Origin of the sequence: Magnetospirillum sp. ME-1 (assembly GCF_002105535.1) — a bacterium.
Lineage (GTDB): Bacteria > Pseudomonadota > Alphaproteobacteria > Rhodospirillales > Magnetospirillaceae > Phaeospirillum.
The window spans coordinates 3,924,139-3,946,863 of sequence record NZ_CP015848.1 but is presented as its reverse complement, the minus strand read 5'-3'; the positions used below and the strand labels follow the sequence as shown (position 1 = coordinate 3,946,863).

At 62.1% G+C, this 22,725-nt stretch carries 21 protein-coding genes and 4 tRNA genes; 4 read left to right on the top strand and 21 right to left on the bottom strand.

Annotation, left to right across the window (positions count from 1 at the left end; genetic code table 11):
• Positions 1-70: 70 nt before the first annotated feature.
• The 11 genes from rpoB to WV31_RS18385 all read right to left on the bottom strand — a co-directional run bounded on the left by rpoB (position 71) and on the right by WV31_RS18385 (position 9,463).
• Positions 71-4,246, bottom strand: coding sequence for a DNA-directed RNA polymerase subunit beta (gene rpoB, locus WV31_RS18435; protein ID WP_085374930.1), 4,176 nt, complete (start codon positions 4,244-4,246; stop codon positions 71-73).
• 195 nt (positions 4,247-4,441) lie between these two features.
• Positions 4,442-4,819, bottom strand: coding sequence for a 50S ribosomal protein L7/L12 (rplL, locus tag WV31_RS18430; protein WP_085374929.1), 378 nt, complete (start codon positions 4,817-4,819; stop codon positions 4,442-4,444).
• Positions 4,820-4,868: 49 nt separating this feature from the next.
• Positions 4,869-5,384: a 50S ribosomal protein L10 gene (gene rplJ, locus WV31_RS18425; RefSeq protein ID WP_085374928.1), complete on the bottom strand. Its 516-nt coding sequence runs from the start codon at positions 5,382-5,384 to the stop codon at positions 4,869-4,871.
• Positions 5,385-5,695: 311 nt separating this feature from the next.
• On the bottom strand, positions 5,696-6,388 hold the full coding sequence (rplA, locus tag WV31_RS18420) for a 50S ribosomal protein L1 (protein ID WP_068433048.1): 693 nt from the start codon (positions 6,386-6,388) through the stop codon (positions 5,696-5,698).
• Positions 6,389-6,392: 4 nt separating this feature from the next.
• Positions 6,393-6,824, bottom strand: coding sequence for a 50S ribosomal protein L11 (rplK, locus tag WV31_RS18415; protein ID WP_068433046.1), 432 nt, complete (start codon positions 6,822-6,824; stop codon positions 6,393-6,395).
• Between the two features lie 149 nt (positions 6,825-6,973).
• Positions 6,974-7,507 (bottom strand): transcription termination/antitermination protein NusG, encoded by a 534-nt coding sequence (gene nusG / locus WV31_RS18410; RefSeq protein WP_085374927.1) that lies wholly within the window; start codon positions 7,505-7,507, stop codon positions 6,974-6,976.
• A gap of 7 nt (positions 7,508-7,514) precedes the next feature.
• On the bottom strand, positions 7,515-7,712 hold the full coding sequence (gene secE / locus WV31_RS18405; RefSeq protein ID WP_009866874.1) for a preprotein translocase subunit SecE: 198 nt from the start codon (positions 7,710-7,712) through the stop codon (positions 7,515-7,517).
• An 18-nt stretch (positions 7,713-7,730) separates the two neighbouring features.
• Positions 7,731-7,806: transfer RNA gene (locus tag WV31_RS18400), tRNA-Trp, on the bottom strand.
• Between the two features lie 131 nt (positions 7,807-7,937).
• Entirely contained in the window at positions 7,938-9,128 is a 1,191-nt protein-coding gene (tuf, locus tag WV31_RS18395) for an elongation factor Tu (protein ID WP_085374926.1), read from the bottom strand.
• Positions 9,129-9,201: 73 nt separating this feature from the next.
• A tRNA-Gly gene (locus WV31_RS18390) sits at positions 9,202-9,275 on the bottom strand.
• A 102-nt stretch (positions 9,276-9,377) separates the two neighbouring features.
• Positions 9,378-9,463, bottom strand: a tRNA-Tyr gene (locus WV31_RS18385).
• Between the two features lie 113 nt (positions 9,464-9,576).
• Here WV31_RS18385 and rlmB point away from each other — a divergent pair.
• From rlmB to WV31_RS18370, 3 genes are all read left to right on the top strand, one after another.
• The gene (gene rlmB / locus WV31_RS18380; RefSeq protein WP_085374925.1) at positions 9,577-10,371 is read left to right on the top strand and encodes a 23S rRNA (guanosine(2251)-2'-O)-methyltransferase RlmB; all 795 of its coding nucleotides are present in this window, start codon (positions 9,577-9,579) and stop codon (positions 10,369-10,371) included.
• Positions 10,368-12,200, top strand: coding sequence for a hypothetical protein (locus WV31_RS18375; protein WP_085374924.1), 1,833 nt, complete (start codon positions 10,368-10,370; stop codon positions 12,198-12,200). Before rlmB ends, WV31_RS18375 begins: the two co-directional genes overlap by 4 nt.
• 49 nt (positions 12,201-12,249) lie before the next feature.
• A tRNA-Thr gene (locus WV31_RS18370) sits at positions 12,250-12,325 on the top strand.
• A 131-nt stretch (positions 12,326-12,456) separates the two neighbouring features.
• Here WV31_RS18370 and WV31_RS22735 read toward each other — a convergent pair.
• The 6 genes from WV31_RS22735 to phaP all read right to left on the bottom strand — a co-directional run bounded on the left by WV31_RS22735 (position 12,457) and on the right by phaP (position 18,673).
• Entirely contained in the window at positions 12,457-12,639 is a 183-nt protein-coding gene (locus WV31_RS22735) for a hypothetical protein (RefSeq protein ID WP_269466695.1), read from the bottom strand.
• Positions 12,605-13,387: a hypothetical protein gene (locus WV31_RS22220; RefSeq protein ID WP_168185991.1), complete on the bottom strand. Its 783-nt coding sequence runs from the start codon at positions 13,385-13,387 to the stop codon at positions 12,605-12,607. The genes WV31_RS22735 and WV31_RS22220 overlap by 35 nt, the downstream gene beginning before the upstream one ends.
• A gap of 37 nt (positions 13,388-13,424) precedes the next feature.
• Positions 13,425-16,775 (bottom strand): bifunctional DNA primase/polymerase, encoded by a 3,351-nt coding sequence (locus tag WV31_RS18355; protein ID WP_085374921.1) that lies wholly within the window; start codon positions 16,773-16,775, stop codon positions 13,425-13,427.
• 34 nt (positions 16,776-16,809) lie between these two features.
• Positions 16,810-17,016, bottom strand: coding sequence for a helix-turn-helix transcriptional regulator (locus WV31_RS18350; RefSeq protein ID WP_237051373.1), 207 nt, complete (start codon positions 17,014-17,016; stop codon positions 16,810-16,812).
• A gap of 96 nt (positions 17,017-17,112) precedes the next feature.
• Positions 17,113-17,928 carry a hypothetical protein gene (locus WV31_RS21805; protein WP_145980909.1) on the bottom strand — a complete coding sequence of 272 codons (816 nt, stop codon included), beginning with the start codon at positions 17,926-17,928 and terminating at the stop codon, positions 17,113-17,115.
• Between the two features lie 397 nt (positions 17,929-18,325).
• Positions 18,326-18,673: a phasin family protein gene (gene phaP, locus WV31_RS18345; protein ID WP_168185990.1), complete on the bottom strand. Its 348-nt coding sequence runs from the start codon at positions 18,671-18,673 to the stop codon at positions 18,326-18,328.
• A gap of 159 nt (positions 18,674-18,832) precedes the next feature.
• Here phaP and WV31_RS22215 point away from each other — a divergent pair, with 159 nt between their 5' ends.
• A complete protein-coding gene (locus WV31_RS22215) occupies positions 18,833-18,991 on the top strand; it encodes a hypothetical protein (RefSeq protein WP_168185989.1) in 159 nt (52 codons plus the stop codon).
• Positions 18,992-19,103: 112 nt separating this feature from the next.
• Here the strand turns inward: WV31_RS22215 and WV31_RS18340 are convergent, their stop codons facing one another.
• The 4 genes from WV31_RS18340 to WV31_RS18325 form a co-directional block, all read right to left on the bottom strand.
• On the bottom strand, positions 19,104-19,499 hold the full coding sequence (locus WV31_RS18340) for a bacteriohemerythrin (protein ID WP_168185988.1): 396 nt from the start codon (positions 19,497-19,499) through the stop codon (positions 19,104-19,106).
• Positions 19,500-19,561: 62 nt separating this feature from the next.
• Positions 19,562-20,008, bottom strand: coding sequence for a bacteriohemerythrin (locus WV31_RS18335; RefSeq protein ID WP_085374917.1), 447 nt, complete (start codon positions 20,006-20,008; stop codon positions 19,562-19,564).
• Between the two features lie 3 nt (positions 20,009-20,011).
• Positions 20,012-20,950 carry a histone deacetylase family protein gene (locus WV31_RS18330; RefSeq protein ID WP_442915488.1) on the bottom strand — a complete coding sequence of 313 codons (939 nt, stop codon included), beginning with the start codon at positions 20,948-20,950 and terminating at the stop codon, positions 20,012-20,014.
• A gap of 749 nt (positions 20,951-21,699) precedes the next feature.
• Positions 21,700-22,383: an SDR family oxidoreductase gene (locus WV31_RS18325; protein ID WP_085374916.1), complete on the bottom strand. Its 684-nt coding sequence runs from the start codon at positions 22,381-22,383 to the stop codon at positions 21,700-21,702.
• Positions 22,384-22,725 lie beyond the last annotated feature (342 nt).

The following is a 22,725-nucleotide window of genomic DNA, read 5'->3' as shown; positions in this document are numbered from 1 at the left end:
ATGAACTCCCGTGTGACCTTTTGGTGCGGCGGGGGGAACGTCTCCCCCCGCGCGCCGGGTCCTAGATGCTTTAGTAGTTCCGCTGGGTCAGTTCGACGTTCAGGCCGAGAGAGCGGAGCTCCTTGACCAGCACGTTGAACGACTCGGGGATACCGGCCTCGAAGGTGTCGTCGCCGCGCACGATGGCCTCGTAGACCTTGGTGCGGCCGGAAACGTCGTCCGACTTGACCGTCAGCATTTCCTGCAGCGTGTAGGCGGCGCCGTAAGCTTCCAGCGCCCACACTTCCATTTCACCGAAGCGCTGACCACCGAACTGGGCCTTGCCGCCCAGCGGCTGCTGGGTGACCAGCGAGTACGGGCCGATGGAGCGGGCGTGGATCTTGTCGTCCACCAGGTGGTGCAGCTTCAGCATGTAGATGTAGCCCACCGTCACCTTGCGGTCGAACGGCTCGCCGGTGCGGCCGTCGACCAGGGTCACCTGGCCGGAGGAGGACCGGCCCGCCTTGGTCAGCATGTCGACGATGTCGCTTTCGCGGGCACCATCGAACACCGGGGTGGCGATCGGCACGCCCGGGGTCAGGTTGTGAGCCAACTCGGTGATCTCGGCGTCACCCAGACCGGCGATCTCGTCCTCGTAGATGGCGTCGCCGTAGACGTCCTTCAACTTGGCCTTAAGATCAATGATGGTCGCGGCGTTGCGCTTGTACTTGTCGAGCATGCCGCCGATCTGCTGGCCCAGGCCCGCGCAGGCCCAGCCCAGGTGCGTCTCGAGGATCTGACCGACGTTCATGCGCGACGGCACGCCCAGCGGGTTCAGCACGATGTCCACCTGCTGGCCGTCTTCCAGGTACGGCATGTCTTCCAGCGGCACGATGCGCGAGATGACGCCCTTGTTGCCGTGACGGCCGGCCATCTTGTCGCCCGGCTGCAGCTTGCGCTTCACCGCCACGAACACCTTGACCATCTTCATCACGCCGGGCGGCAGTTCGTCGCCGCGCTGCAGCTTCTCGACCTTGTTCTCGAAACGCTCCTGCAGCTTATCGACCTGCTGGTCGAAGGCCCGCTTCAGCGCCTCGCAATCGGCCATCACCGCATCGTCGTCCACGGCGATGTTGCGCCAGGTGCTGGGATGCAGCTCGTCCATGTTGGCATCGGCCAGAACGGTGCCGGCCTTGATGCCCTTGGGGCCCGAGACCACCTTCTTGCCGAGCAGCAGAGCCTTGAGACGGGCGAAGAACGACCGCTCCAGGATGTGACGCTCGTCGTCGCGGTCCTTGGCCAGACGCTCGATTTCGGCCCGCTCGATGGCGAGCGCGCGCTCGTCCTTCTCCACGCCGCGCCGCGAGAAGACGCGGACCTCGACGATGGTGCCCGACACGCCCGGCGGCAGGCGAAGCGACGTGTCGCGCACGTCGGAGGCCTTCTCGCCGAAGATGGCGCGCAACAGCTTCTCTTCCGGGGTCATGGGGCTCTCGCCCTTCGGCGTCACCTTGCCCACCAGGATGTCGCCCGGCTTGACCTCGGCACCGATGTAAACGATGCCGGCCTCGTCCAGGTTCTTCAGAGCCTCTTCGCCCACGTTGGGAATGTCGCGGGTGATTTCCTCCTGGCCCAGCTTGGTGTCGCGGGCCATGACCTCGAATTCCTCGATGTGGATCGAGGTGAACACGTCGTCGCGGACGATGCGCTCGGAGATCAGGATGGAGTCTTCGAAGTTGTAGCCGTTCCAGGGCATGAACGCGACCAGCACGTTGCGGCCCAGCGCCAGCTCGCCCAGCTGGGTCGAGGGGCCGTCGGCGATGATGTCGCCCTTCTTGATCAGATCGCCCACCTTCACCAGCGGACGCTGGGTGATGCAGGTGTTCTGGTTGGAGCGCTGGAACTTCAGCAGGTTGTAGATGTCGACGCCCGAGGCCGAGGCCTGGGTTTCCTCGGTGGCGCGGATCACCACGCGGGTGGCGTCCACCTGGTCGACGATGCCGGTGCGCTTGGCGGTGATGGCCGCGCCCGAGTCACGGGCCACCGCCTGCTCCATGCCGGTGCCCACCAGGGGCGCCTCGGCGCGGATCAGCGGAACGGCCTGACGCTGCATGTTCGACCCCATCAGGGCGCGGTTGGCGTCGTCGTTCTCCAGGAACGGGATCAGCGCGGCGGCCACCGAAACCAGCTGCTTCGGCGACACGTCGATCATGGTGATCTCGGAGGGCGGCACCATCACGAACTCGCCCGCCTGGCGGCACGACACCAGATCCTCGGCGAAGGAGCCGTCGGGGTTCAGCACCGAATTGGCCTGGGCGACGGTGTAGCGGCCCTCTTCCATGGCCGACAGGTAGACCACGTCGTTGGTCACCTTGCCGTCGATCACCTTGCGGTAGGGGGCCTCGATGAAGCCGTACTGGTTGACGCGGGCATAGGTGGCGAGGCTGTTGATCAGACCGATGTTCGGGCCTTCCGGCGTCTCGATCGGGCAGATGCGGCCGTAATGGGTCGGGTGCACGTCGCGCACCTCGAACCCGGCGCGCTCGCGGGTCAGACCGCCCGGGCCAAGCGCCGAGAGACGGCGCTTGTGGGTGATTTCCGACAGCGGGTTGGTCTGGTCCATGAACTGCGACAGCTGCGAGGAGCCGAAGAACTCACGCACCGCGGCCGCGGCCGGCTTGGCGTTGATCAGGTCGTGCGGCATCACCGAGTCGATGTCCACCGAGGACATGCGCTCGCGGATGGCGCGCTCCATGCGCAGCAGGCCGACGCGGTACTGGTTCTCCATCAGCTCGCCCACCGAGCGGACGCGACGGTTGCCCAGGTGATCGATGTCGTCGATCTCGCCCTTGCCGTCCTTGAGTTCCACCAGCACCTTGATGACGCCCAGGATGTCTTCCTTCCTGAGCACGCGCACGGTGTCCGACACCTCAGGCGTGTTGAGGCGCGAGTTCATCTTGACGCGGCCCACGGCCGACAGGTCGTAGCGCTCGGAATCGAAGAACAGGCCCTGGAACAGGGCTTCGGCGGTTTCCAGCGTCGGGGGCTCGCCGGGACGCATCACGCGATAGATGTCGATCAGAGCCTCTTCACGCGAAGAGTTCTTGTCGATGGCCAGCGTGTTGCGCATGTACGGGCCGACATTGATGTGGTCGATGGCCAGCACCGGCAGCTCGCTGATGCCCGCCTTCTCCAGCTCGGCGACCAGATTGGCGGTCAGCTCGTCACCGGCCTCGGTGAAGATCTCGCCGGTCTGCTCGTTGATGATGTCCTCGGCCACGTACTGGCCGATCATGTCCTCGGGCGTGACCACGATGTCGGTGAGGCCCGCTTCCTTCAGCTTCTTGCCGAGGCGGGGCGTCATCTTGGTGCCGGCGTCGGCCACCTTCTCGCCGGTCTTGGCGTCGATCAGGTCGGAGACGAGCTTGACGCCCTTCAGACGCTCGGCGTCGAACGGGGTCTTCCAGCCCTTGGGACCACGGGCGTAGGTCACCTTGCCGTAGAAGTAGGACAGGATCTCTTCCGAGGTCATGCCCTTGATCTCGCTCTGCTCGAGCCCCTTGCCCTCGGCGGCGCGGGAAGCGCGCAGAGCCGCGGTGTTCAGGCCGTCCAGCGCATAGAGCAGCGTGGTGACGGGCAGCTTGCGGCGGCGGTCGATGCGCACATAGACCAGGTCCTTGGCGTCGAACTCGAAGTCCAGCCAGGAGCCGCGATAGGGAATGACGCGGGCGGCGAACAGATACTTACCCGACGAGTGGGTCTTGCCCTTGTCGTGGTCGAAGAACACGCCCGGGCTGCGGTGCATCTGCGAGACGATGACGCGCTCGGTGCCGTTGATGACGAAGGTGCCGTTGGAGGTCATGAGCGGCATGTCGCCCATGTAGACGTCCTGCTCCTTGATGTCGCGGATGGAGCGAGACCCCGTATCCTCGTCGATGTCCCACACCACCAGGCGCAGCGTCACCTTCAAGGGCGCCGCGAAGGTCATGCCGCGCTGCTGGCACTCCTCGACGTCGTACTTGGGGGTCTCAAGCTCGTAGCGCACGAACTCCAGGGTTCCGCGCTCGGAGAAATCCTTGATCGGGAAGACGGACTTGAACACTTCCTGCAGGCCGAGATTGGCGCGCTGCTCGGGAGCGGTGTCCATCTGGAGGAAATGATCGTAGGAGCTCTTTTGCACCTCGATCAGGTTCGGCATCGGCGCAACGGTGGGAATCCGCCCGAAGCTTTTGCGCACACGCTTGCGACCCGTATAGGATTTAGCCATTGCCGCTCCTCGTCCTCTTCGTGGGGTTTAGCCCAACAAACTCGTCCTGCCCGGGTTCACCCGGGATGCTCCCTGCGGAGCCCTGCCCCGTAGGGTAGGTTTTGACCACCCTTACGGGGTGATCGGTAAAGCGCCAGAAGGCCGGGATACGGCAAACCCGCATCCCGGCCCCTGGATAAACACCAGAAGGCGTTCTTACTTGACCTGCACCTTGGCGCCGGCCTCTTCCAGAACCTTCTTGATCTTCTCGGCTTCGTCCTTGGCCACGCCTTCCTTGACGGGCTTCGGAGCGGCTTCGACCAGATCCTTGGCTTCCTTCAGGCCCAGGCCGGTGATGGCGCGGACTTCCTTGATGACGTTGATCTTCTTCTCGCCGGCGTCGGCGAGGATCACGTCGAACTCGGTCTTTTCTTCGGCAGCCGGGGCGGCGGCGCCACCAGCGGCAACGGCGGCGACGGCCACCGGAGCGGCGGCGGAAACGCCCCACTTCTCTTCCAGCAGCTTCGAGAGCTCGGCGGCCTCGAGAACGGTCAGGGCGGACAGGTCGTCAACCAGCTTGGCAAGATCAGCCATTTAAAACACTCCTAGTAAAAGCTTGAAGCTTGGGTTTGGTTCAAAAATCTCACGCGGCGTCCTTGTCCGCCTTGGCCTTCAGGACGCGGGCCAGCTGGCCTGCGGGCGCCTGAAGAACGCCGGCGATACGGGTGGCCGGGGTCGAAATCATGCCAAGCAGCTTGGCACGCAGCTCGTCGAGCGACGGCAGCGTGGCGAGCGCCTTGACGCCGTCCACGTCCAGACGATTCTTGCCCAGCGATCCACCGAGGATCTTGAGCTTGTCGTTCGTCTTGGCGTAGTCGGCGACGACCTTGGCGGCGGCGACCGGATCGCGCGAAACGGCGATGGCGGTCGGCCCGACGAACAGGTCGGCGATGGACTCGAACTCGGTCCCCACAAGGGCGAGCTTGGTGAGACGATTCTTGGTCACCTTGAAGGTGGCGCCAGCCGCACGCATCTTCCCGCGCAGATCGGTCATCTCGGCGACCGTCAGACCCGAATAATGGGTGACGACCACCAGCCCGACCTCTCCGAGCGTTCCCTGCAGCGAGCCGACCCACTCTGTCTTTTGTGTCCGGTCCACTTTCGTCTCCAAACATAGAGCCGAAACGTCCCCGCCATCATGGCGGCTGGTTCCGGTCCATTGCCCATGGCCTCGGTCGGGTGGCGAACCACCCGGCAAGGCCGGTGGCCTGTCCCAGAAGCTTCAAGCCGTGCCGATCCCCCAAGGGGAACCGGAAGCGTTCTTTGACCTCTGTCTGCGCAGGCGGGAAATCCCTTCAAGCCCGTTTGACGGGGCACCTACGGTCTCGGACAGGTTGGAAGTCCCCTTAAAGGGAACTTCCGCCTTCCCCCCTTCCCTTTTCGGGTCGGGGAAACTCTTGCTCCCCGGCCTTAGGCCAGGGTGGCGACGTCGAGCTTGACGCCCGGGCCCATGGTCGAGCTGATGGACACCTTCTTGAGGTAGGTGCCCTTGGCGCCCTGGGGCTTCGCCTTGTTGATGGCATCGACGAACGCCTTGACGTTCTCAGCCAGCTTCTCTTCCGAGAACGAGGCCTTGCCGATGCCGGCGTGAACGATACCGGCCTTCTCGACGCGGAACTGGACCTGACCGGCCTTGGCGGCGCGGACGGCCTCGGCCACGTTGACGGTGACGGTGCCCAGCTTCGGGTTGGGCATCAGGCCGCGCGGGCCCAGCACCTTACCGAGGCGGCCCACCAGACCCATCAGGTCGGGAGTGGCGATGACGCGGTCGAAATCCATGTTGCCGGCATTGCAGGACTCGAACAGGTCCTGCTCGCCGACGATGTCGGCGCCGGCCTTGCGGGCCTCCTCGGCCTTGTCGCCCTTGGCGAACACGGCGACGCGCACGGTCTTGCCGGTGCCGTGGGGCAGCTCGACCACGCCGCGGACCATCTGGTCGGCGTGACGGGGATCGACGCCGAGATTCAGGGCGATCTCGATGGTCTCGTCGAACTTGGCGACGGCACGGGTCTTGATGGCCTTCACCGCATCGGCGAGGCTGTAGAACTTGTCGCGGTCGATATCGGCATAGGCCGACTTCAGGCGCTTTCCTTCGCGAGCCATGTGCTTACTCCACCACCTTGAGGCCCATGGAACGGGCGGAACCGACGATCATCGTGGACGCGGCCTCGACGTCGTTGGCGTTGAGGTCGGCCATCTTCTTCTCGGCGATCTCACGGATCTGAGCCATGGTCACCTCGCCGACCGTGCCGCCCTTGCCGGGGGTGGTCGAGCCCTTGGACACCGCGGCGGCCTTCTTCAGGAAGTAGCTGACCGGCGGAGTCTTGGTCACGAAGGTGAAGGTACGATCCGAATAGGCGGTGATCACCACCGGAATCGGCATGCCGGGCTCCAGAGTCTGGGTCTGGGCGTTGAAGGCCTTGCAGAATTCCATGATGTTCAGGCCGCGCTGACCCAGCGCGGGACCGATCGGCGGCGAGGGATTCGCCTTGCCGGCCGGGACTTGGAGCTTAACGTAGCCCACGATCTTCTTTGCCATGTCACAATCCTCTCTCTGTCACCAGAGTTGGCGGTGCGGCGTTGGCGCGCCTCCCGCCCTCCAAACCGCCCCGGACATCCGGAAGCGGAAAACAAAAAGCACCGGTGCCGCCCGCGCCTGTCCGGCGGGGCGGCTTCCGGTCACGTCCCTCAGATCTTTTCGACCTGAGAGTATTCCAGTTCGACCGGGGTGGAGCGACCGAAGATCGACACCGCCACCTTGAGGCGGGCCTTCTCCTCGTCGACTTCCTCGACCAGGCCGTTGAACGAGGTGAAGGGACCGTCCGAGACCCGCACCTGCTCTCCCACCTCGAAGGTGATGGAGGGCTTGGGGCGCTCGACGCCTTCCTGCACCTGCTTGATGATGCGCTCGGCTTCCCGCTCGGTGATCGGCACGGGACGGCCCTTGCCGCCCAGGAAGCCGGTAACCTTGGGGGTATTCTTGACCAGGTGCCAGGTGTCGTCGGTGAGGTCCATCTTCACCAGGACGTAGCCGGGGAAGAACTTGCGCTCGGCGTTCACCTTGGTGCCGCGGCGCACCTCGACCACCTCTTCGGTGGGCACCAGAACCTGCTCGAAAGCCTCGGCCATGCCCTTCTGTTCCGCCTGTTCGCGGATGGACTGGGCGACCTTCTTCTCGAAGCCGGAATAGACGTGAATCACGTACCAGCGGGCGGTAGCCATCTCGTCCTCAGCCTCCCAGACCGAACAGGAGCTTTACGCTCGCGGCGAAAATCTGGTCAACGACCAGGAAGAAGACGGCGGCGATCACCACCATCACGAACACCATGCCGGTGGAGACGGTGGTTTCGCGCCGGGTCGGCCAAGTGACCTTGGCGACTTCCTGGCGAACCTGCTTGAAGAAAAGGGCCGGAGACGTTTTTGCCATATCTCTACAGTCGAAAGTTGGCAGGAGTGGAGGGGCTCGAACCCCCAACCCCCGGTTTTGGAGACCGGTGCTCTACCAGTTGAGCTACACTCCTGCAGCCTTCACCGGCCCCTGGAAACAGGGACCAGGATCAGACCCGGCATGACCGGAGCCACGCCTTATACAGACACTCGACGGCCTTGGCAACACCGCCGAAGCGATGTGGCCAAGGCCGGATCGAGAGATTTACTCGACGATCTTGGCGACCACGCCGGCGCCGACGGTACGGCCGCCTTCGCGGATGGCGAAGCGCAGGCCCTGGTCCATGGCGATGGGGGCGATCAGGGTCACGTGCATCTTCACGTTGTCGCCCGGCATCACCATCTCGGTGCCTTCCGGCAGTTCAACGACGCCGGTGACGTCGGTGGTGCGGAAGTAGAACTGCGGACGATAGTTGGTGAAGAACGGAGTGTGACGGCCGCCCTCTTCCTTGGTCAGAACGTAGGCCTCGGCCTCGAACTTGGTGTGCGGCGTGATGGAGCCCGGAGCCGCCAGAACCTGGCCGCGCTCCACGTCCTCGCGCTTGGTGCCGCGCAGCAGGGCGCCGATGTTGTCGCCGGCCTCACCCTGATCGAGCAGCTTGCGGAACATTTCCACGCCGGTGCAGGTGGTCTTGACGGTCGCCTTGATGCCGACGATCTCGACTTCCTCGCCCACCTTCACAACGCCACGCTCGACGCGGCCGGTCACCACGGTGCCGCGGCCCGAGATCGAGAACACGTCTTCGATCGGCATCAGGAACGGCTTGTCCTTGGGACGCTCCGGCTGCGGGATGTAGGCGTCGACCTCGGCCATCAGCTTCAGGATGGCGTCGCGGCCGATCTCCGGCTGCTTGTCTTCCAGGGCGCACAGGGCCGAACCCTTGACGATCGGAATGTCGTCGCCGGGGAAGTCGTACGAGGAGAGCAGCTCGCGCACTTCCAGCTCGACCAGATCCAGCAGCTCGGGATCGTCGACCATGTCGCACTTGTTCATGAACACCACCAGGGCGGGCACGCCCACCTGACGGGCCAGCAGGATGTGCTCGCGGGTCTGGGGCATGGGGCCGTCGGCGGCCGACACCACCAGGATGGCGCCGTCCATCTGCGCCGCGCCGGTGATCATGTTCTTCACATAGTCGGCGTGGCCGGGGCAGTCCACGTGGGCGTAGTGGCGGTTGGTGGTCTCGTACTCGACGTGGGCGGTCGAGATGGTGATGCCACGGGCCTTCTCTTCCGGCGCCTTGTCGATCTGGTCGTAGGCGGTGAAGGTGGCGCCGCCGGTCTCGGCCAGGATCTTGGTGATCGCCGCGGTCAGCGAGGTCTTGCCATGGTCAACGTGACCGATGGTCCCGATGTTGCAGTGAGGCTTGGTGCGCTCGAATTTAGCCTTGGCCATTTTTCAACCCGTCCGATCGCGGCGCTGCCGCATGTGTCAAACCATGGTCCCGGTCGGGTACGGCGGCGGGGAGTGGAGCGGGTGAGGGGAATCGAACCCCCGTCATCAGCTTGGAAGGCTGTTGCTCTACCATTGAGCTACACCCGCCAGATCGTCCCGCTGGGCCGCACCGCCTGGTGCTCGACCTGAAGAAACCGTTCCCCGTCATCCGGCCCGAACCGGGGCACCCGGCCCTATTGGGAGGATAATTGGTGGAGGGGGGAGGATTCGAACCTCCGTACTCATAAGAGGGCAGATTTACAGTCTGCTGCCATTAACCGCTCGGCCACCCCTCCACACCGTCATCCGGCTTTTGCCGGGGCGACGGGAGGGCTGTACTTATGGGAATTTCACAGAGCTTGTCAATCCGAAAAGAGCAGGTTAAATGCCGATGCAACAGGAGAGCCCCATGAAAAAGAGAGACGAGCGAAACCGACCCAACGCCCAGGGCAAGGGAAGGCCTCAACAATCGCCGCGCGGCGGCGGCGGCGGCGGCTCCTCCATCTGGCTCTACGGCGTTCACGCGGTCAGCGCCGCCCTGGCCAATCCCGAGCGGCGCATCCGCCGGCTGGTGGCGACGGCCGAGGCGGCCAAGGCCCTGCCCCCCTGCAAGGTGCCGGTGGAAGCCATGGATCGGGCCGATATCGACCGGCTGCTGGCCCCCGGCGCCGTCCACCAGGGCGTCGCCCTGCTGGTCGAGCCCCTGCCCGCCACCACCATCGAGGACGTCATCCGCAGCGCCGAAATGGCGCCGTCCGCCCTGGTCCTGGTGCTGGATCAGGTCACCGATCCCCATAACGTGGGCGCCATCCTGCGCTCGGCGGCGGCGTTCGGCGCCCTGGCGGTGGTGGCCCCCGACCGTCACGCCCCCGACGAGACCGGTACCCTGGCCAAATCGGCCTCGGGCGCGCTCGAGCGCATGCCGCTGGTGCGCGTCACCAACGTGGTCCGCGCCCTGGAAGACCTGAAGAAGGCCGGCTTCTGGACCGCCGGACTGGCCGCCGACGCGCCCAGGACCCTGGCCGAGGCCAAGTTGTCAGGCAAGGTGGTGCTGGTGCTGGGCGCCGAGGGCGAAGGCATGCGCCGGTTGACGCGCGAGCATTGCGACCACCTGGTGCGGCTGCCCATGTGCGGCGAGATGGAAAGCCTCAACGTCTCCAACGCCGCCGCCGTGGCCCTTTACGAGATGCGGCGCGAGGGATGATCCCCGTCTGGCTCATCGGCGTCGCACAGATCTGCGTCGCCCTCGCCGCCATGATTCTGGTGGGACGGCTGGTCCTGGCCGGCCGCTTCGGCATGGGGGTGCAGGCCCTGGCCGGCTGGGGGGCGCTCTGCCTGCTGCTGACCCTGTGGGGTGTGCTGACCCCCCTGTCGCTGCGCATCCCCGCCGCGGGCTTTCTCATGGCCGCCCTGGGAGCCGCCTGGCTGACCCGACGCCTGCCATGGCGCGAGGACCTGCAGGAGGTCGGCCGCCTGCTGCTGCTGGCCCTGCCGCTGCTGGCGGTGCTGGCGCCCATGGAGCCGTCCCAGTTGGACGTCTTCGCCCTGATCCTGCCCAACACCGCCTATATCTTCGACCACGGGGTGTTTCCCACCGCGATCGGCCCCAGGGCCTATTCGGATTCCCCCGTCGCCCCCTATAATACCGAGATTGTCCCCTTCCTGGGCTCACTGGCCGGCGGCGGCTTCGCCCCCGCGGCAATCGCCCAGTTCACCGTCTGGCTGCACCTGCCCGCCGCCCTGATGCTGGGCCGCGCCCTGAACGGCGGCGAGCGGCCGGGTTGGGGCATGGCGGCGTTCGGGCTGCTGCTGGCCACCGCCATCAATCCCGGCTTCGTGCCGCGCGTTTCCTTCGCCGGTTATGGCGAGGCGCCGCTGGCCATCACCCTGATGGTGGTTCTGTGGCTGGGGGCGCGCCGGATGGTGGAGGGACGCGATGGGCGCCTGCTGGTGGCCCTGATGCTGGTGCTGGCAGCCCTGGTCAACGTCAAGCAGCAGGGAATCGGCCTGTTCCTCTCCATTGGCGGCGCGGGGCTGCTCACCACCCTCACCCTGCCCCGCCATCAACGCTGGCCGGTGATGCGCGACCTTGTTCTGGCCGCCCTGCCCGCCCTGCTCCTCTATGTGGCCTGGCGGGCGCACGTGACGTTGCGCTTTCCCGACGGCGAACAGATCACCTACATGGAGCGGGCCTGGAAGGACGCCCGCCTGTCCCAGATTCTAAGGGACATGGCCTGGGTGGCGGCGAACAAGGGATTCCAGTTCGGCCTGTTCGCCCTGGTGCTCGGCCTCGCCCTGCGGCCGCCGGCCGCCCTTTCCGCCTCGACCCGGATCATGCTGCGGCTCGCCGCGCTGACCATGGTGTTCTTCAACCTGTTCCTGATCACCACCTTTCTCCTGCATTTCGGCCGCGAGCATTCCTATTTCCGCTACAATACCCAGCTGTCGCTGGCGGCACTCCTGGCCCTGGTCCTGGCGGCAAGGGACATGTCGGGGAAGATGCGCCCGCCGCCCGCCCTGGTCCGCCGCGCCCTGGCCGGCACCGCCATCGCCCTGATGCTGGGCGTCCCGGTGGCCGCCGAGATTCTGCTGCGCTTCGACCGCGACCAGCCCCAGCCGCAATTGCGCTTCCTGGCCCGCAGCGTGGCGGCGGAAATCGCCCCCGACGCCCGCATCGCCCTGATCCTGCCCCGGGACAATTCCACCAGCGGCATGGCGCTGGAATCGCTCTTGCGCAACACACACCCCCGCCGCCCCGATCTGGTCGTCACCCACATCCAGGCCCCCACCGGGCGAACCCTGGCCGACATGGCGGCGAAGGGCTTCGGCCTGGCCCTGGTGTCCTGCACGGATTCGGCCGCCCCAATGGGACTAACGCCAGACCTGCCCCCCCGCTCCGCCCTTCTGCTGCGTCTCGAGGACGGAGCGTGGAAGCCGGTCCGGACCTGGGCCTATCCCGCCACGGGCAAGCGCGGCAAATGGGGCTGGACCAATTTCATCGCCGAGGAGCCATTCTGCATGGGCCTGGAGTGATCCGTTCCCCCTTGCGAAGGGCGAAGTTCGCCTCTAATTTCCCCCCGACGCCGGTTTAGCTCAGCTGGTAGAGCACCTGATTTGTAATCAGGGGGTCGCGGGTTCGAACCCTGCAACCGGCACCAACTATTTCAAGGGGTTAGACATAGAGACCTAGCTCTCTTTAAATTTTTAGCTACCACATAGCAACCATGGACTGGGATTATGGGCGGTGAATTGACTGCCAACTGGCTACAGGCATACCGCCCTCAAAAACTCACCCCAACTCAGTCTTCGTGTTGGCCCACTCCCTTCGCATTTCCCTAATCATCCGAGCCATATGCCGCCGTTCGGCAACGGCTTCCTTTGTCCAGTAGCCTGTCCGGTAATTCCCGTTGGCCCTGCCGGTCGGGGCGCCGGGTGATTTACCGCCGTGCAGGCGGCAACGCCCATTCGGCATCGCCGGTCCCTGGCAGGGACTGCCCGCTCTGGTCTTCGCTCCACACCGGGGCGACAGGGGTGAAAGGAATGGCGGCAGGCTGTTGCTCATGGGGTTGCACTCCGTTTTCAACCATCGCCCCCTCCCCCGGCTTGGGGCTCGTGGCTTGATTCACCGTGCCAAAGTTGGCATGACCGTTCACCGTGACGTGTTCGACCCGAACAGTCTGTTGGCCTCGGTTCCGGTATTTGGCGAGGGCTTGCATCTGGTCGGCATAGAGCCTCGACAGCTTGGCTCCTTGACGTAGATTGGCATGACGGGCCTCGAATGACTGATCAGGAAGCATGGCCCGTGTGAAGCAGTTCATCGCGAGTTGATGACTGGCAATCATCTGGGCCGCCAGCATGGCCTCGGTTGGGTCGTTAGGGCTGATCCCATGAATCCAGGCCATCGCCTTATTAGCAGCTTTAACCGGATCGGCCTTAGCCGCTGTCCTGTCCAGATCGATCAGTTGCATCAGCAGTGCGTCAGCCAGATCGCTTTCACCCACGCCACAGGATTTTGCCGCCCTTGCCGCTGCGAGTTCGTGGTCGGATTCGCGGCAACTCAACTGGCCTTCCTTCTCACCCTTCTTGAACTGGACAGGCCGGGCAAGCTTTGGGCGCCGAGCGAAGGAATCGACCAGCGCCTGCTCATCCGGCGTCCGAGCCTGTTCGTTCGCTGTAACATTAGGTTGGACAGAGGATGATGGTGCCTTGCGCTTTTTCATCAGGTTCATCCGTTGCTGTTGACCAGATACCGTCCTGTTATGCGGTCTGTTCTGGCCTGTTCTCAATGAAGCCCCGCAGACCCTGCATTGCTTCGACAGAAAGGCCGAATCTACCCATTAGGGCGTTGCTCAGTTGGGGGCGGGACACTCCCATACGCCGAGCCGCAGCATCCTGGGTTAGCCCACGGCGCCTGATCTCGGACTTGATAATCGTGCGAACATCGTCGGGGATCAGGCCGTGATCCGGCAGATCGACGGTGACAACCTGATCGGGTTCGACGCCAAACAGCGTTGCCTGCCCCAGGATGTGAATGACCACCCCTCGCGGTGGGTCTGCTTTGCAATCTGCAAATTTCGCTGCGGGGGGCGCTGGTGAAGCTGGCGGCTCCTGCCTTCCTGGGGCTTCCTCCTGGCTCTGGCGGGCATCCTCAGCGGCATATCTGAACGCAACGACGGGCTTGCCCAACAGGGTGGTCAGCCGGGCGCTTCCATCTGAAATAGACCGCTCCACCAGCGCCCAGGACCAAGCCCTCTGATCGGAATGTCGAAAGAGTGCCATTCTGTAATTAGGTACTAATTGGGAATTGGCACTCTTTAGGCATTTCACCTGTCTGGCTGCAGTTCTGGGGGATCCGAACAGGTCCGGCAGGTTCTGAAACAGCCATTCCTTGGCAAGCGGCAGGACACCGCAGCCCGTCCGCTCTATCGCCTGCTCCCAGACCGTGCCGCCAGCGAACAGATCCTTGGCGCTCATCAGCCGATCCACGACGATGCCCGGTATTGGCAGGTTGGTCAGGATGATGATCTCCGGATCCCGTTGATCAGGATGCAGCAGCCGCAGCCGGTCGATCAGCTGCGCCAGCTTCTGCTCTCGCTTCAGTTCCAGCAGCTGCTGGACGCGCCAATCCGGATGGACCGAAACCTGCACTCCAGGCGCATGGACGCCAGACCGCATGTCGTAGCCGCGAATCTCCCTGACATATGTGCCGGTGAACTGGATCTGAACGTCCGGTGCGGCGTCGGCATAGACCGCCCGTGTCAGTCCCTCGGCTGCGCTGGGCGGCATTTGCTCGCGGCCAACAACAATCACCGTGTCATACCTTTCCCAGCGACCAACCCCCAGGACGACACCGTGATGGGTGATCTCGCCGCCATGCCATTCAGCACAGACCGACAGCTTGCCAGCCGTCTCTCCGGTCAGTTTCAGTCGCACTGGCTTCACCGCGCCAACCAGAACCTTGCGCTCCTTCGCGACCTCGGCCTTCACCAATTGCTCGATCTGCTGTCGGGAATACGCTGCCCTGTTTTCATTGGCTGGCAGCTTATCTGGCGGAACCAGAGCACTGGTGGCAAAGGTCAGGTTATGGATCTGGGTCACCCGCCCACGCCGGATGGCGGGCAGATTGAAGCCACGCAGCTGATCCCCGAATATCTGCCGGTTGATCTCCAGGTCAGCGTCGGCGTCGATAACGCAGAGCGCCGTCTGCCTACCCACGGAAATCTCCTTCAGCCGGTGCACCCGTACGATCGGCGCCTTGACCCTAGTGCCGTCCTCGGTGGTCACGCTGTAGTCGGGCTGATATTCGACGCCGATGGAGGTGGTGCGGCCTTTCTCGATGTCTCTTGCCAGCTGCCGCAGCATTCGCGCCACTTGAGGGCCATTGCCGCGAGTGTAGTTTTCCAGCACCCCCATGATCTCGGTATCGCCGGAGGATGGGCTGATGGCAGGAGCCGGAACGAAATCCGCGGCCTTCGCCGCCTCCCGCAGAGCCTTGGGTGTCACCCTGTCGCGGAGAGCCGCAGTGTCGATGCCATTGGCCGCGATGATGCCCTGGACAATGCCGCCAACATCGAGCGCGTTCTGTATCTCCTCGGCTTCACCGTGATAGGTGCTGGTAGCAGTCAGCCAATCCGGGTCGATCTCAGATCGTTGATACAGGGTGTCGATGCAGTTCTCATCGATCACCACCAGATCTGCGTCTGGCAGCTTCAGATCGTTAGCCTGGGTGAGCGTCAGGTGGGTATGGGGAAACAGCCGTAACGCCGGACCCCGATCAGCGTATTGCGCCAAGTAACCGGACATTTTGCACCAGCCGAGATGCGGACAGTCGATCTGACGCAACAATCCAAGCTCATCCTGCCCCTCGCGGTGGCAGAATGTCTTGTACACTGATGGGACCAGCCGCTCACCCTTTGCCACTGCCGCAATTCGGTCAGGATGGCACTTTGCCTTGCCCTCTTCCCGGCCATAGGTCCGCCCGTACATGACCATTGATCGGGGCCGCTGACCGTCCATAGCCATAATGTCAGCACCGGCTATACGGATCTTGGCGTCGAACTCCTCCGCGAGAGCGATGGTCGGGACGTAGACGCGGATCTGGCGTTTCCACAGCGACGGTCGCACCAGATACTCCTCGATGATTGCCATCGACTTGCCCAGCCCAGCACCGCCTTTGACCTGGATCCGTGGCATCTTGGTCAGACTGCGGAGCTTAAACCTGCGCTTGGCAGCATGGGTTGCCCGGCGTTGGCGGCCATCGACATAGGCCTGTAGATCCGCCTCGGTCAGTTGCGGATTAAGGATCAACATCCAATGGATCAGGGTTTCGATCTGCCCAACGGCTTCTGCCGCCAGCCGGATTGCTTCCTGATCTCGCCAATCCCTAGCTGTCAGGATCCGTTCCACTTGGTTGAACCAAGCTCGAATGACCCGACGCAGCTTTCGTCCAGCAGTCGGTCCATCCCAGTTGGGTCTGGCGTATGTTGGCGGCACCGGCGGCTTGTTGCCCAGGATCTCAGTCAGGTTGAAACCGCCCTTGGCGGCCTTCCGCAGGATCTGGGAAGCCTTCCTTTCGACCTGGGGCCGTCCCCACCGTTCATCAGCCAGATCCGCCTCATCCTGGAACTGCGCCCAGGCTTCGTTCGTCAGATCCGGCAGCGAGGGGTACGCGTCGCCAAATGACCACGTTTTGCTGGGAATTGACGCGCCATCCGCCTTGAACAGGATATGTCGTCCGCCGGATCCGGTTATCGCCTCGACGGTGTCTGGCAGAGGGCCGTAATCCCGTTCCAGATCAGCTAAAGACGCCTCGCCTTCCTTCTGATGTCCGTCACGGTCAATGCCAACATCCACATCGATTACGACTAAGCCGGATGCGCCAGTGGCGATGGCGACGTTCGCCCAGGGCCAACGCCGCCACCAGCGCCGAATTTGCTCGGGGTCGGTCGATGCCTCCAGCAAGCCGTGCGCGGTCAAGGGGTGCTTTCCGACATTGCGACAGTCCGCCTTGCCGCAGGTGCAGATCCCATCATTCCGGATTGAATGAACGGGAAGAACCGCCCAGCCACGGACGGCATATTCCAATGAGGCTACCAATAGGGGGTTCATGCCGCACCAGCAGCATGAAGGCTTTCCACGGCCCTTACTCCGCCGCTTTGACTTCGGACGTGCTGGCGAAGGTGTTGGCTTCCACCCATGCATCGATATCGGAGGGACGGTAAAACACACGTCGCCCGGCCTTAACGAATTTGGGGCCAGTGCCAGTCAAACGGTGACGTTCGAGGGTGCGCGGGGAGAGGCGGAGAATTTCCGCCGTTTCATTCTGTGTCTTGTAAATATTGGTCGCCATCGTTTCCACTCGCATCTCTGCCGCGCCAGAGTGGCGGCTGCGAGTAAAAAAGTAGATTTGACGGATTCGCCTGTCGCAATGGCGGGATCAGATTTCCTACGGAACTAACTTGCCCATTCCCTGAAATGGTCTGGCGCGGTCACGAATGGCATCAGGCGTTAGATCAATTTTTAGCGGCATTAAGCAGGCCTGAATAAACCTAATGAATGGGCCGCTCGGAATCCCCTCCCCAGGGGAACCGGGCTTGCCCACAGACATTGCAATCGGAAGCTCAAATACTTCAAGCCAAGTGCCGATTAGGTCGCCAAATAAACTGCGTAATTCTTCATCGCCTTTGTTCCGCTTGCAATCCGGGTCAACGCGTAAATCAACTATCATTTTCGCATCTGCTGCAGCATCCTTGATAAACATTACACCCAATATCGCTTCCCTGAGTGCCGTCGGCCCAGCATATCCACCGCCATCAATTTCTCGGAAGCGAGCAGCTTGCCGAATCCCTGCCGAAATAATTTCAGCCTGTCTATTGAGGTGTATTAATATTTCATGAGGTATATCGTCAGGTAAGTCGTCGGCACATTTGCTGTCGTCTAAGCCAAGTGCTTCTAAAAGTTTCTTCGATGCCGTTTCTATAGCGTGTAATTTCTTTACGGTTTTGGACGGTGATGCGGAATTTTTTAGGTGCTTCCACGTAAAATATCGGGATGCTGCTGTCTCAAGACAGTCAATGAGCAACTCCCGCCTATCGACAAGACAAGGGATGCTTCCGTTACCATCTGGTGAAGCTTGCCGAATATCTACGGGGCCACTTGGAAGTCCACCAGGAATGGCAGCAATGATGGCAGCGATGTCTGCGGCGGAGTAAGTCCGCGCAGGACCGACAACACTTCGCAATTTTCGATGGGGAACCTTCATGGCACACCCGCATGGTGCTGTCCGCATGAATGGATCTGCGCGGCGGCCCAGTGCGGAGCCGGGCTTTCAGCGGCCAAACCTAGCCGCGCCAATGTCAGTCTAGCCCCGGCTCACAGGTGTTGCACCTATTGCGCCAGTTGCATCGGGAAATTCAGGGATGCACATGCGCGGCTGCGCCGTTTCCGGCACCCGAATATGTGGCCTTCGCCCTGAACGGCGACTGTCGCGGTCAGATGCCGCGCTGGAGCCTACGGGCTCAATGTGACCCACCTCTATATTGCCTGAATAGAATTCCTCGGCCCTTTGTTTGCGCCCATAACTCAACACGAAAAAAGCCGCATCCCATGGCGATGCGGCTTCAATCTCGGTGGCGCCCCTTACGGGGCGGGCTGCCTGATTACTTCTTTACGGACTTCTGCACGGCCTCGACCTGCTTCTTCACCGGCTCGAAAGCGGCATTGAAGACCGAGGTGGTCAGTTCGGCGATCTTGGTGCTGTCGGCGACGGCGGCGTCAACGGCTTCCTTGACCAGCTTCTGCTGCAGGGAGGCGAACTCCTCCGGCGACTTCACGGTGGCCAGCGCCTGGATGGAGGCGGTCAGCTTCTCGGCGTTTTTGGTAGCCAGAGCCTGATAGGCCTTGGCCAAGTCCTGGAAACCGGCGATGGCGGCGTTGCCGCTCTGGGTCAAGGCTTCGGCATTGGCTTTGGTGGCGGCGGCGATCTGTTCGAAAGCGGCGGTCGACATAGGGGAAGTCCTTTGGCTTGGGTTTCCGCAGCACTTTCTGCTGCACTGCAACATGAGGCTGTTATACACCCTTCAAAGGCGAGCGCAAGCCTTATGTTGCAGTGCAGCAAAATCTTTGGCTAGGGCTGCCCCCAGCCACTTCAGCATGGGGAGGGCTGGATGGAGTTCGTCGTCGCCGACACCGGCTTGGGCATGGATCAGGACGGCGGCGCCAAGGCCCTGTCGCTGTTTGGACAGTTGGACCTCTGGGTTGGCTCGCATTCAAGAAGGCCGTGGTCTCGGTCGGTCACTGACCAAGAGTTTGGTCGAACTGCATGATGGAAGGCTGCACCCGCCAGAAACTGAAATTGGCCGCCTGAATTCGATACTCAAACCCCCGTGGAAACGGGGTTACATCTGGTCTTGGGCAGCCGATCGTCGATCGGGCTGTCTATGGCGAGTAGGTATCGAAGAACACCTTGTCCTCGGTCATGATGTGACGAACCAGCCATTTGGAGAGAAAGAACACCATTTCAGCTGACACATCGATGTCTGCAGAAAGTTGTTCCTCGAATGTCTCCATCTGCGCCGCGAACTGGCGGTGCTGCTCCAAATGAAAGGCTACGAGCTTGTACCCCTCATGCTTGGTGAATATAGCTTCCTCGCGGCCAAAATGATATTTAGCGTAATCGCGCAGTTCACCAAGGATACCCTTAGCCATTTCGCTCGCATTATGGTCTCTGACGGCCACCTCTAGGGCATGGAGATAATCAAAAAGGGTTTTATGGTCTTCATCAATCTCTGCAAAACCCGTAGATAATTTATCGCTCCACCCCAGCCTATCCATCAAATTCTCCAATGATCTCGAACACATTCACCCGGACGGGAAGAGAAACTTTCCGTCTTGGATTAGCAGTCCCGCCCGTTTGACCGCTTCCACTGCCCGACCGGTTTGGCAGTGTGGCTCGTCAGGAATGGAACGTATTTGCGGTCTTCACCCAGAATATGGGTCACCAACCAATTCTGGATCAGTTGGAAGAGACGCTGGGCATCGACCTTCTCGCCCCGTTCTATATCCGACTTAAGGGAGAACACCACGTCATACATCTCGTCGTGTAATTTCTTGTGTTCGCGCCAGTCGGGATAACCCGCCTGCTTCATATCGCGCTCTTCCTCGCTGAAATGAACAAGGACGAAGTCCTCCAGCTTGGCCATGACCGCCAGGACCTTAGCCTCCGGAGCGTCAGATTCGAGCATGGGATGCAGCGCGTTCAGGCAATCAATGATCATCTTGTGATGGTCATCCAGGGCGTTGCTGCCCACCGACATATCGGCAGTCCATTCAACGAAATTCATGGTTTAACCTTCCATCAGGACGCGGACATGGGCGGCGACGCATGCCGCGAGGGCGCGCGTGTCATACCCGCCTTCCAACAACGAGACAACCCGGCGTTCGGCGTGGGTCTTGGCAACGGCCAGCAATTGCCGGGTCAGCCATTCGAAATCCGCCACCTGCAGCCGAAGATGGGCCATGGGATCGGCCGCATGGGCGTCGAATCCCGCAGAAATGATCATGAAATCCGGTTTGAATGCGTCGAGCTTAGGCAGGATGACATCCGTATAGGCGGCGCGGAATGCTTCCGACGCCGTTCCGGCCGGTAGAGGGACATTGACCACCACACAACCACCCTCTGGCCCCGTTTCCTCGGCCTTACCGGTATAGGGGAAGGCATCCTCCTGATGAGACGACACATACATGGTGCCGGACTCGTTCCATAGAACGTCCTGGGTGCCGTTACCGTGATGGACATCGAAGTCGATCACCGCCACCCGTTTGAAGCCATGGACATCGCGGGCGTGCAAGGTGGCAATGGCAGCATTGGAAAACAGGCAAAAACCCATGGCGGCGTTGCGCTCGGCATGGTGGCCGGGCGGCCGCGTGGCGCAAAAGGCGTTGCGGCTGCGCCCGGTGGCCACTTCGTCCACGGCGGCGCAGGCGGCGCCCACCGAACGCAAGGCGGCCTCGCCCGATTTGGGCGACAGCATGGTGTCGCCGTCCAGTTCGATGCAGCCCTCGGCCGGGACGGAATCCATCACCATGTCGTAATGGTCCTGGGGATGCGCCCGCAGGATTTGCTCCAGCGTTCCACGGGGAGCCTCTTCGCGCGGAACATACATGAATTCCTCGCGGTCGAAGATATGGGAAATGGCCCTAAGGCGGTCTGCGCATTCGGGATGAAATTCGCCTGTGTCGTGCTCAAGGCAGACCTGATGGCTATAGATCACGGTGGATGACAATTTGGACGCTCCAACATGCCGAGGGCTTGGAACCGCCTGGGATTTTGGGGAGAGACCAAACCCGGGGCAAACAGCATGATCTGAGAGTAGCAAAAACCTCCAGGGGAGGCGAGCCGCCCTCAATACGAACGCAACGGCAAGCAATGATTCCGACAAGATTACGCCACCTGCGCATTATGTCAGACACCTACCGTCATGGGGGGCAGAACGAGATTGCATGTTGGAAGCGTATCAGAGTCGTGCATTATGCTGCAGCGCAACATAGGAGGATTTCATTTTGCTCCGAGAATGGATCCGCAACGTGCCCCTGGGACAATTGCGCAAGATTGTCGCTGACCATCGTGCCCATGGGAGCTACATCTGGACACTCGCCAACGAGGAGCTTCGACGCCGCCACCAAGCCAGTAACCAAGCTTCCCCGAATGAAGGGCGCCGCATTGCTGGAAAAGTTGCAACAGGTGGCCGCTGATCCCTTGGGGCAATACCCGTGGGCCAAGCGGTCGACAGGACGAGGCGGTGACCCCCGCGTCGGGCAGACTTCGAGAGGATGCTTGAGACGGTCAAAGATGCCGAGAACACGATGCTGCTGCGTGACGCAGAGGCCCGTGAGAGAGATTGGCAAGGAAGCGGCCCGCGCCGATAGTAACGCGTTACTTTAGGGCGCGGCCCCTGAAGCAGGCTGGCGGAACATGGTAACGCGTTACCCGCTCTGAGGCGGGGATATCAGCCCACAACCTGCGGTCGGGGTACTATTTTGTCACCCATCCGCCACACATAGGAAAGACCTGGCCGACGAAGCAATTGGCGGCGTCGCTGCACAAATACGCCGCTAAAACAGCATCCTCTTCCGGGCTCACCAGCCTTCCAAGCGGAACCTCCCGCTTCAACCTGTCCTGAAAATTCGGATTGGCTTGGACCTCGGCGGGAAAGTAAGTGGGATTGTTGACAAAATTCTGAGCAATGGCGTTGACCTGAATATTGAAAGGCGCCAGTTCGACCCCGACAGCCTGTACATAGGCGAGTTGCGCGCCACGAGCGGCACTGTATGTGGATGCGCGCTTCATGCCACGAAGGGCAGAGGCGCTACCCATAACCAGAATTTTCCCAGCGCCACGCTCCCGCATCCCTGGTATCGCTGCGCGGACCAACCGAGGTAGGGGATCGACCAGATGTGCGAAGACCTCTCGCCATTCCACATCGTCGACTGCTTGGACGGGAGTGCTGGGAGCGGCAATCGCCAGATTGGCAACCAGCGCATCAATCGTCCCCGTAGATTGGATCAGGACCTCAGGTGCCCCGGCGGAGAGCAGCGAACTCGTGTCGGCGATCACATCCGCACCAAGTTCGGCAAACACCTTCTCCAGCGCAGGGCCCATGAACATGTCCGCCTGTGTAAGCAGGATGCGTTTTCCTTCCAAACTGAGTAGAGCCATGAAAATACTCCTTGTCCGATCTGTCCGGGCAAATAGGCAAAGGCGTTGGTTGTTATCTAAACAACGCTAAGGCAGAACGTACAAAGAACTTGGTCGTCATGCAGCAGATATGCTCTCTCTGCCCACCGACCGCTGTCCCTCCGATAGCCGCCATTCATAGGTGCCCGGTCAGCGGCCGTCCATGACCCGAAGCGGACGCTCCACAAGGGGCAGTCGGAGGACTTCTTCGCGCCCAAGGAAGACATTTGCGCGGTATTTATCGGCATCGAACAGCGGACATTCACAGAGCGATCGCGTCTATAAATTGCAGTATGCCGCAGCAAGTCAGCCCATCAGATCCGC

What these genes read in the sequence shown, in the direction of transcription:
- rpoB (WP_085374930.1), bottom strand. Translation starts at nt 4,246, where the DNA reads ATGGCTAAATCCTATACGGGTCGCAAGCGTGTGCGCAAAAGCTTCGGG.
- rplL (WP_085374929.1), bottom strand. Translation starts at nt 4,819, where the DNA reads ATGGCTGATCTTGCCAAGCTGGTTGACGACCTGTCCGCCCTGACCGTT.
- rplA (WP_068433048.1), bottom strand. Translation starts at nt 6,388, where the DNA reads ATGGCTCGCGAAGGAAAGCGCCTGAAGTCGGCCTATGCCGATATCGAC.
- rplK (WP_068433046.1), bottom strand. Translation starts at nt 6,824, where the DNA reads ATGGCAAAGAAGATCGTGGGCTACGTTAAGCTCCAAGTCCCGGCCGGC.
- nusG (WP_085374927.1), bottom strand. Translation starts at nt 7,507, where the DNA reads ATGGCTACCGCCCGCTGGTACGTGATTCACGTCTATTCCGGCTTCGAG.
- secE (WP_009866874.1), bottom strand. Translation starts at nt 7,712, where the DNA reads ATGGCAAAAACGTCTCCGGCCCTTTTCTTCAAGCAGGTTCGCCAGGAA.
- tuf (WP_085374926.1), bottom strand. Translation starts at nt 9,128, where the DNA reads ATGGCCAAGGCTAAATTCGAGCGCACCAAGCCTCACTGCAACATCGGG.
- rlmB (WP_085374925.1), top strand. Translation starts at nt 9,577, where the DNA reads ATGAAAAAGAGAGACGAGCGAAACCGACCCAACGCCCAGGGCAAGGGA.
- WV31_RS18375 (WP_085374924.1), top strand. Translation starts at nt 10,368, where the DNA reads ATGATCCCCGTCTGGCTCATCGGCGTCGCACAGATCTGCGTCGCCCTC.
- WV31_RS22735 (WP_269466695.1), bottom strand. Translation starts at nt 12,639, where the DNA reads ATGCCGAATGGGCGTTGCCGCCTGCACGGCGGTAAATCACCCGGCGCC.
- WV31_RS22220 (WP_168185991.1), bottom strand. Translation starts at nt 13,387, where the DNA reads ATGAAAAAGCGCAAGGCACCATCATCCTCTGTCCAACCTAATGTTACA.
- WV31_RS18355 (WP_085374921.1), bottom strand. Translation starts at nt 16,775, where the DNA reads ATGAACCCCCTATTGGTAGCCTCATTGGAATATGCCGTCCGTGGCTGG.
- WV31_RS18350 (WP_237051373.1), bottom strand. Translation starts at nt 17,016, where the DNA reads ATGGCGACCAATATTTACAAGACACAGAATGAAACGGCGGAAATTCTC.
- WV31_RS21805 (WP_145980909.1), bottom strand. Translation starts at nt 17,928, where the DNA reads ATGAAGGTTCCCCATCGAAAATTGCGAAGTGTTGTCGGTCCTGCGCGG.
- phaP (WP_168185990.1), bottom strand. Translation starts at nt 18,673, where the DNA reads ATGTCGACCGCCGCTTTCGAACAGATCGCCGCCGCCACCAAAGCCAAT.
- WV31_RS22215 (WP_168185989.1), top strand. Translation starts at nt 18,833, where the DNA reads ATGGAGTTCGTCGTCGCCGACACCGGCTTGGGCATGGATCAGGACGGC.
- WV31_RS18340 (WP_168185988.1), bottom strand. Translation starts at nt 19,499, where the DNA reads ATGGATAGGCTGGGGTGGAGCGATAAATTATCTACGGGTTTTGCAGAG.
- WV31_RS18335 (WP_085374917.1), bottom strand. Translation starts at nt 20,008, where the DNA reads ATGAATTTCGTTGAATGGACTGCCGATATGTCGGTGGGCAGCAACGCC.
- WV31_RS18325 (WP_085374916.1), bottom strand. Translation starts at nt 22,383, where the DNA reads ATGGCTCTACTCAGTTTGGAAGGAAAACGCATCCTGCTTACACAGGCG.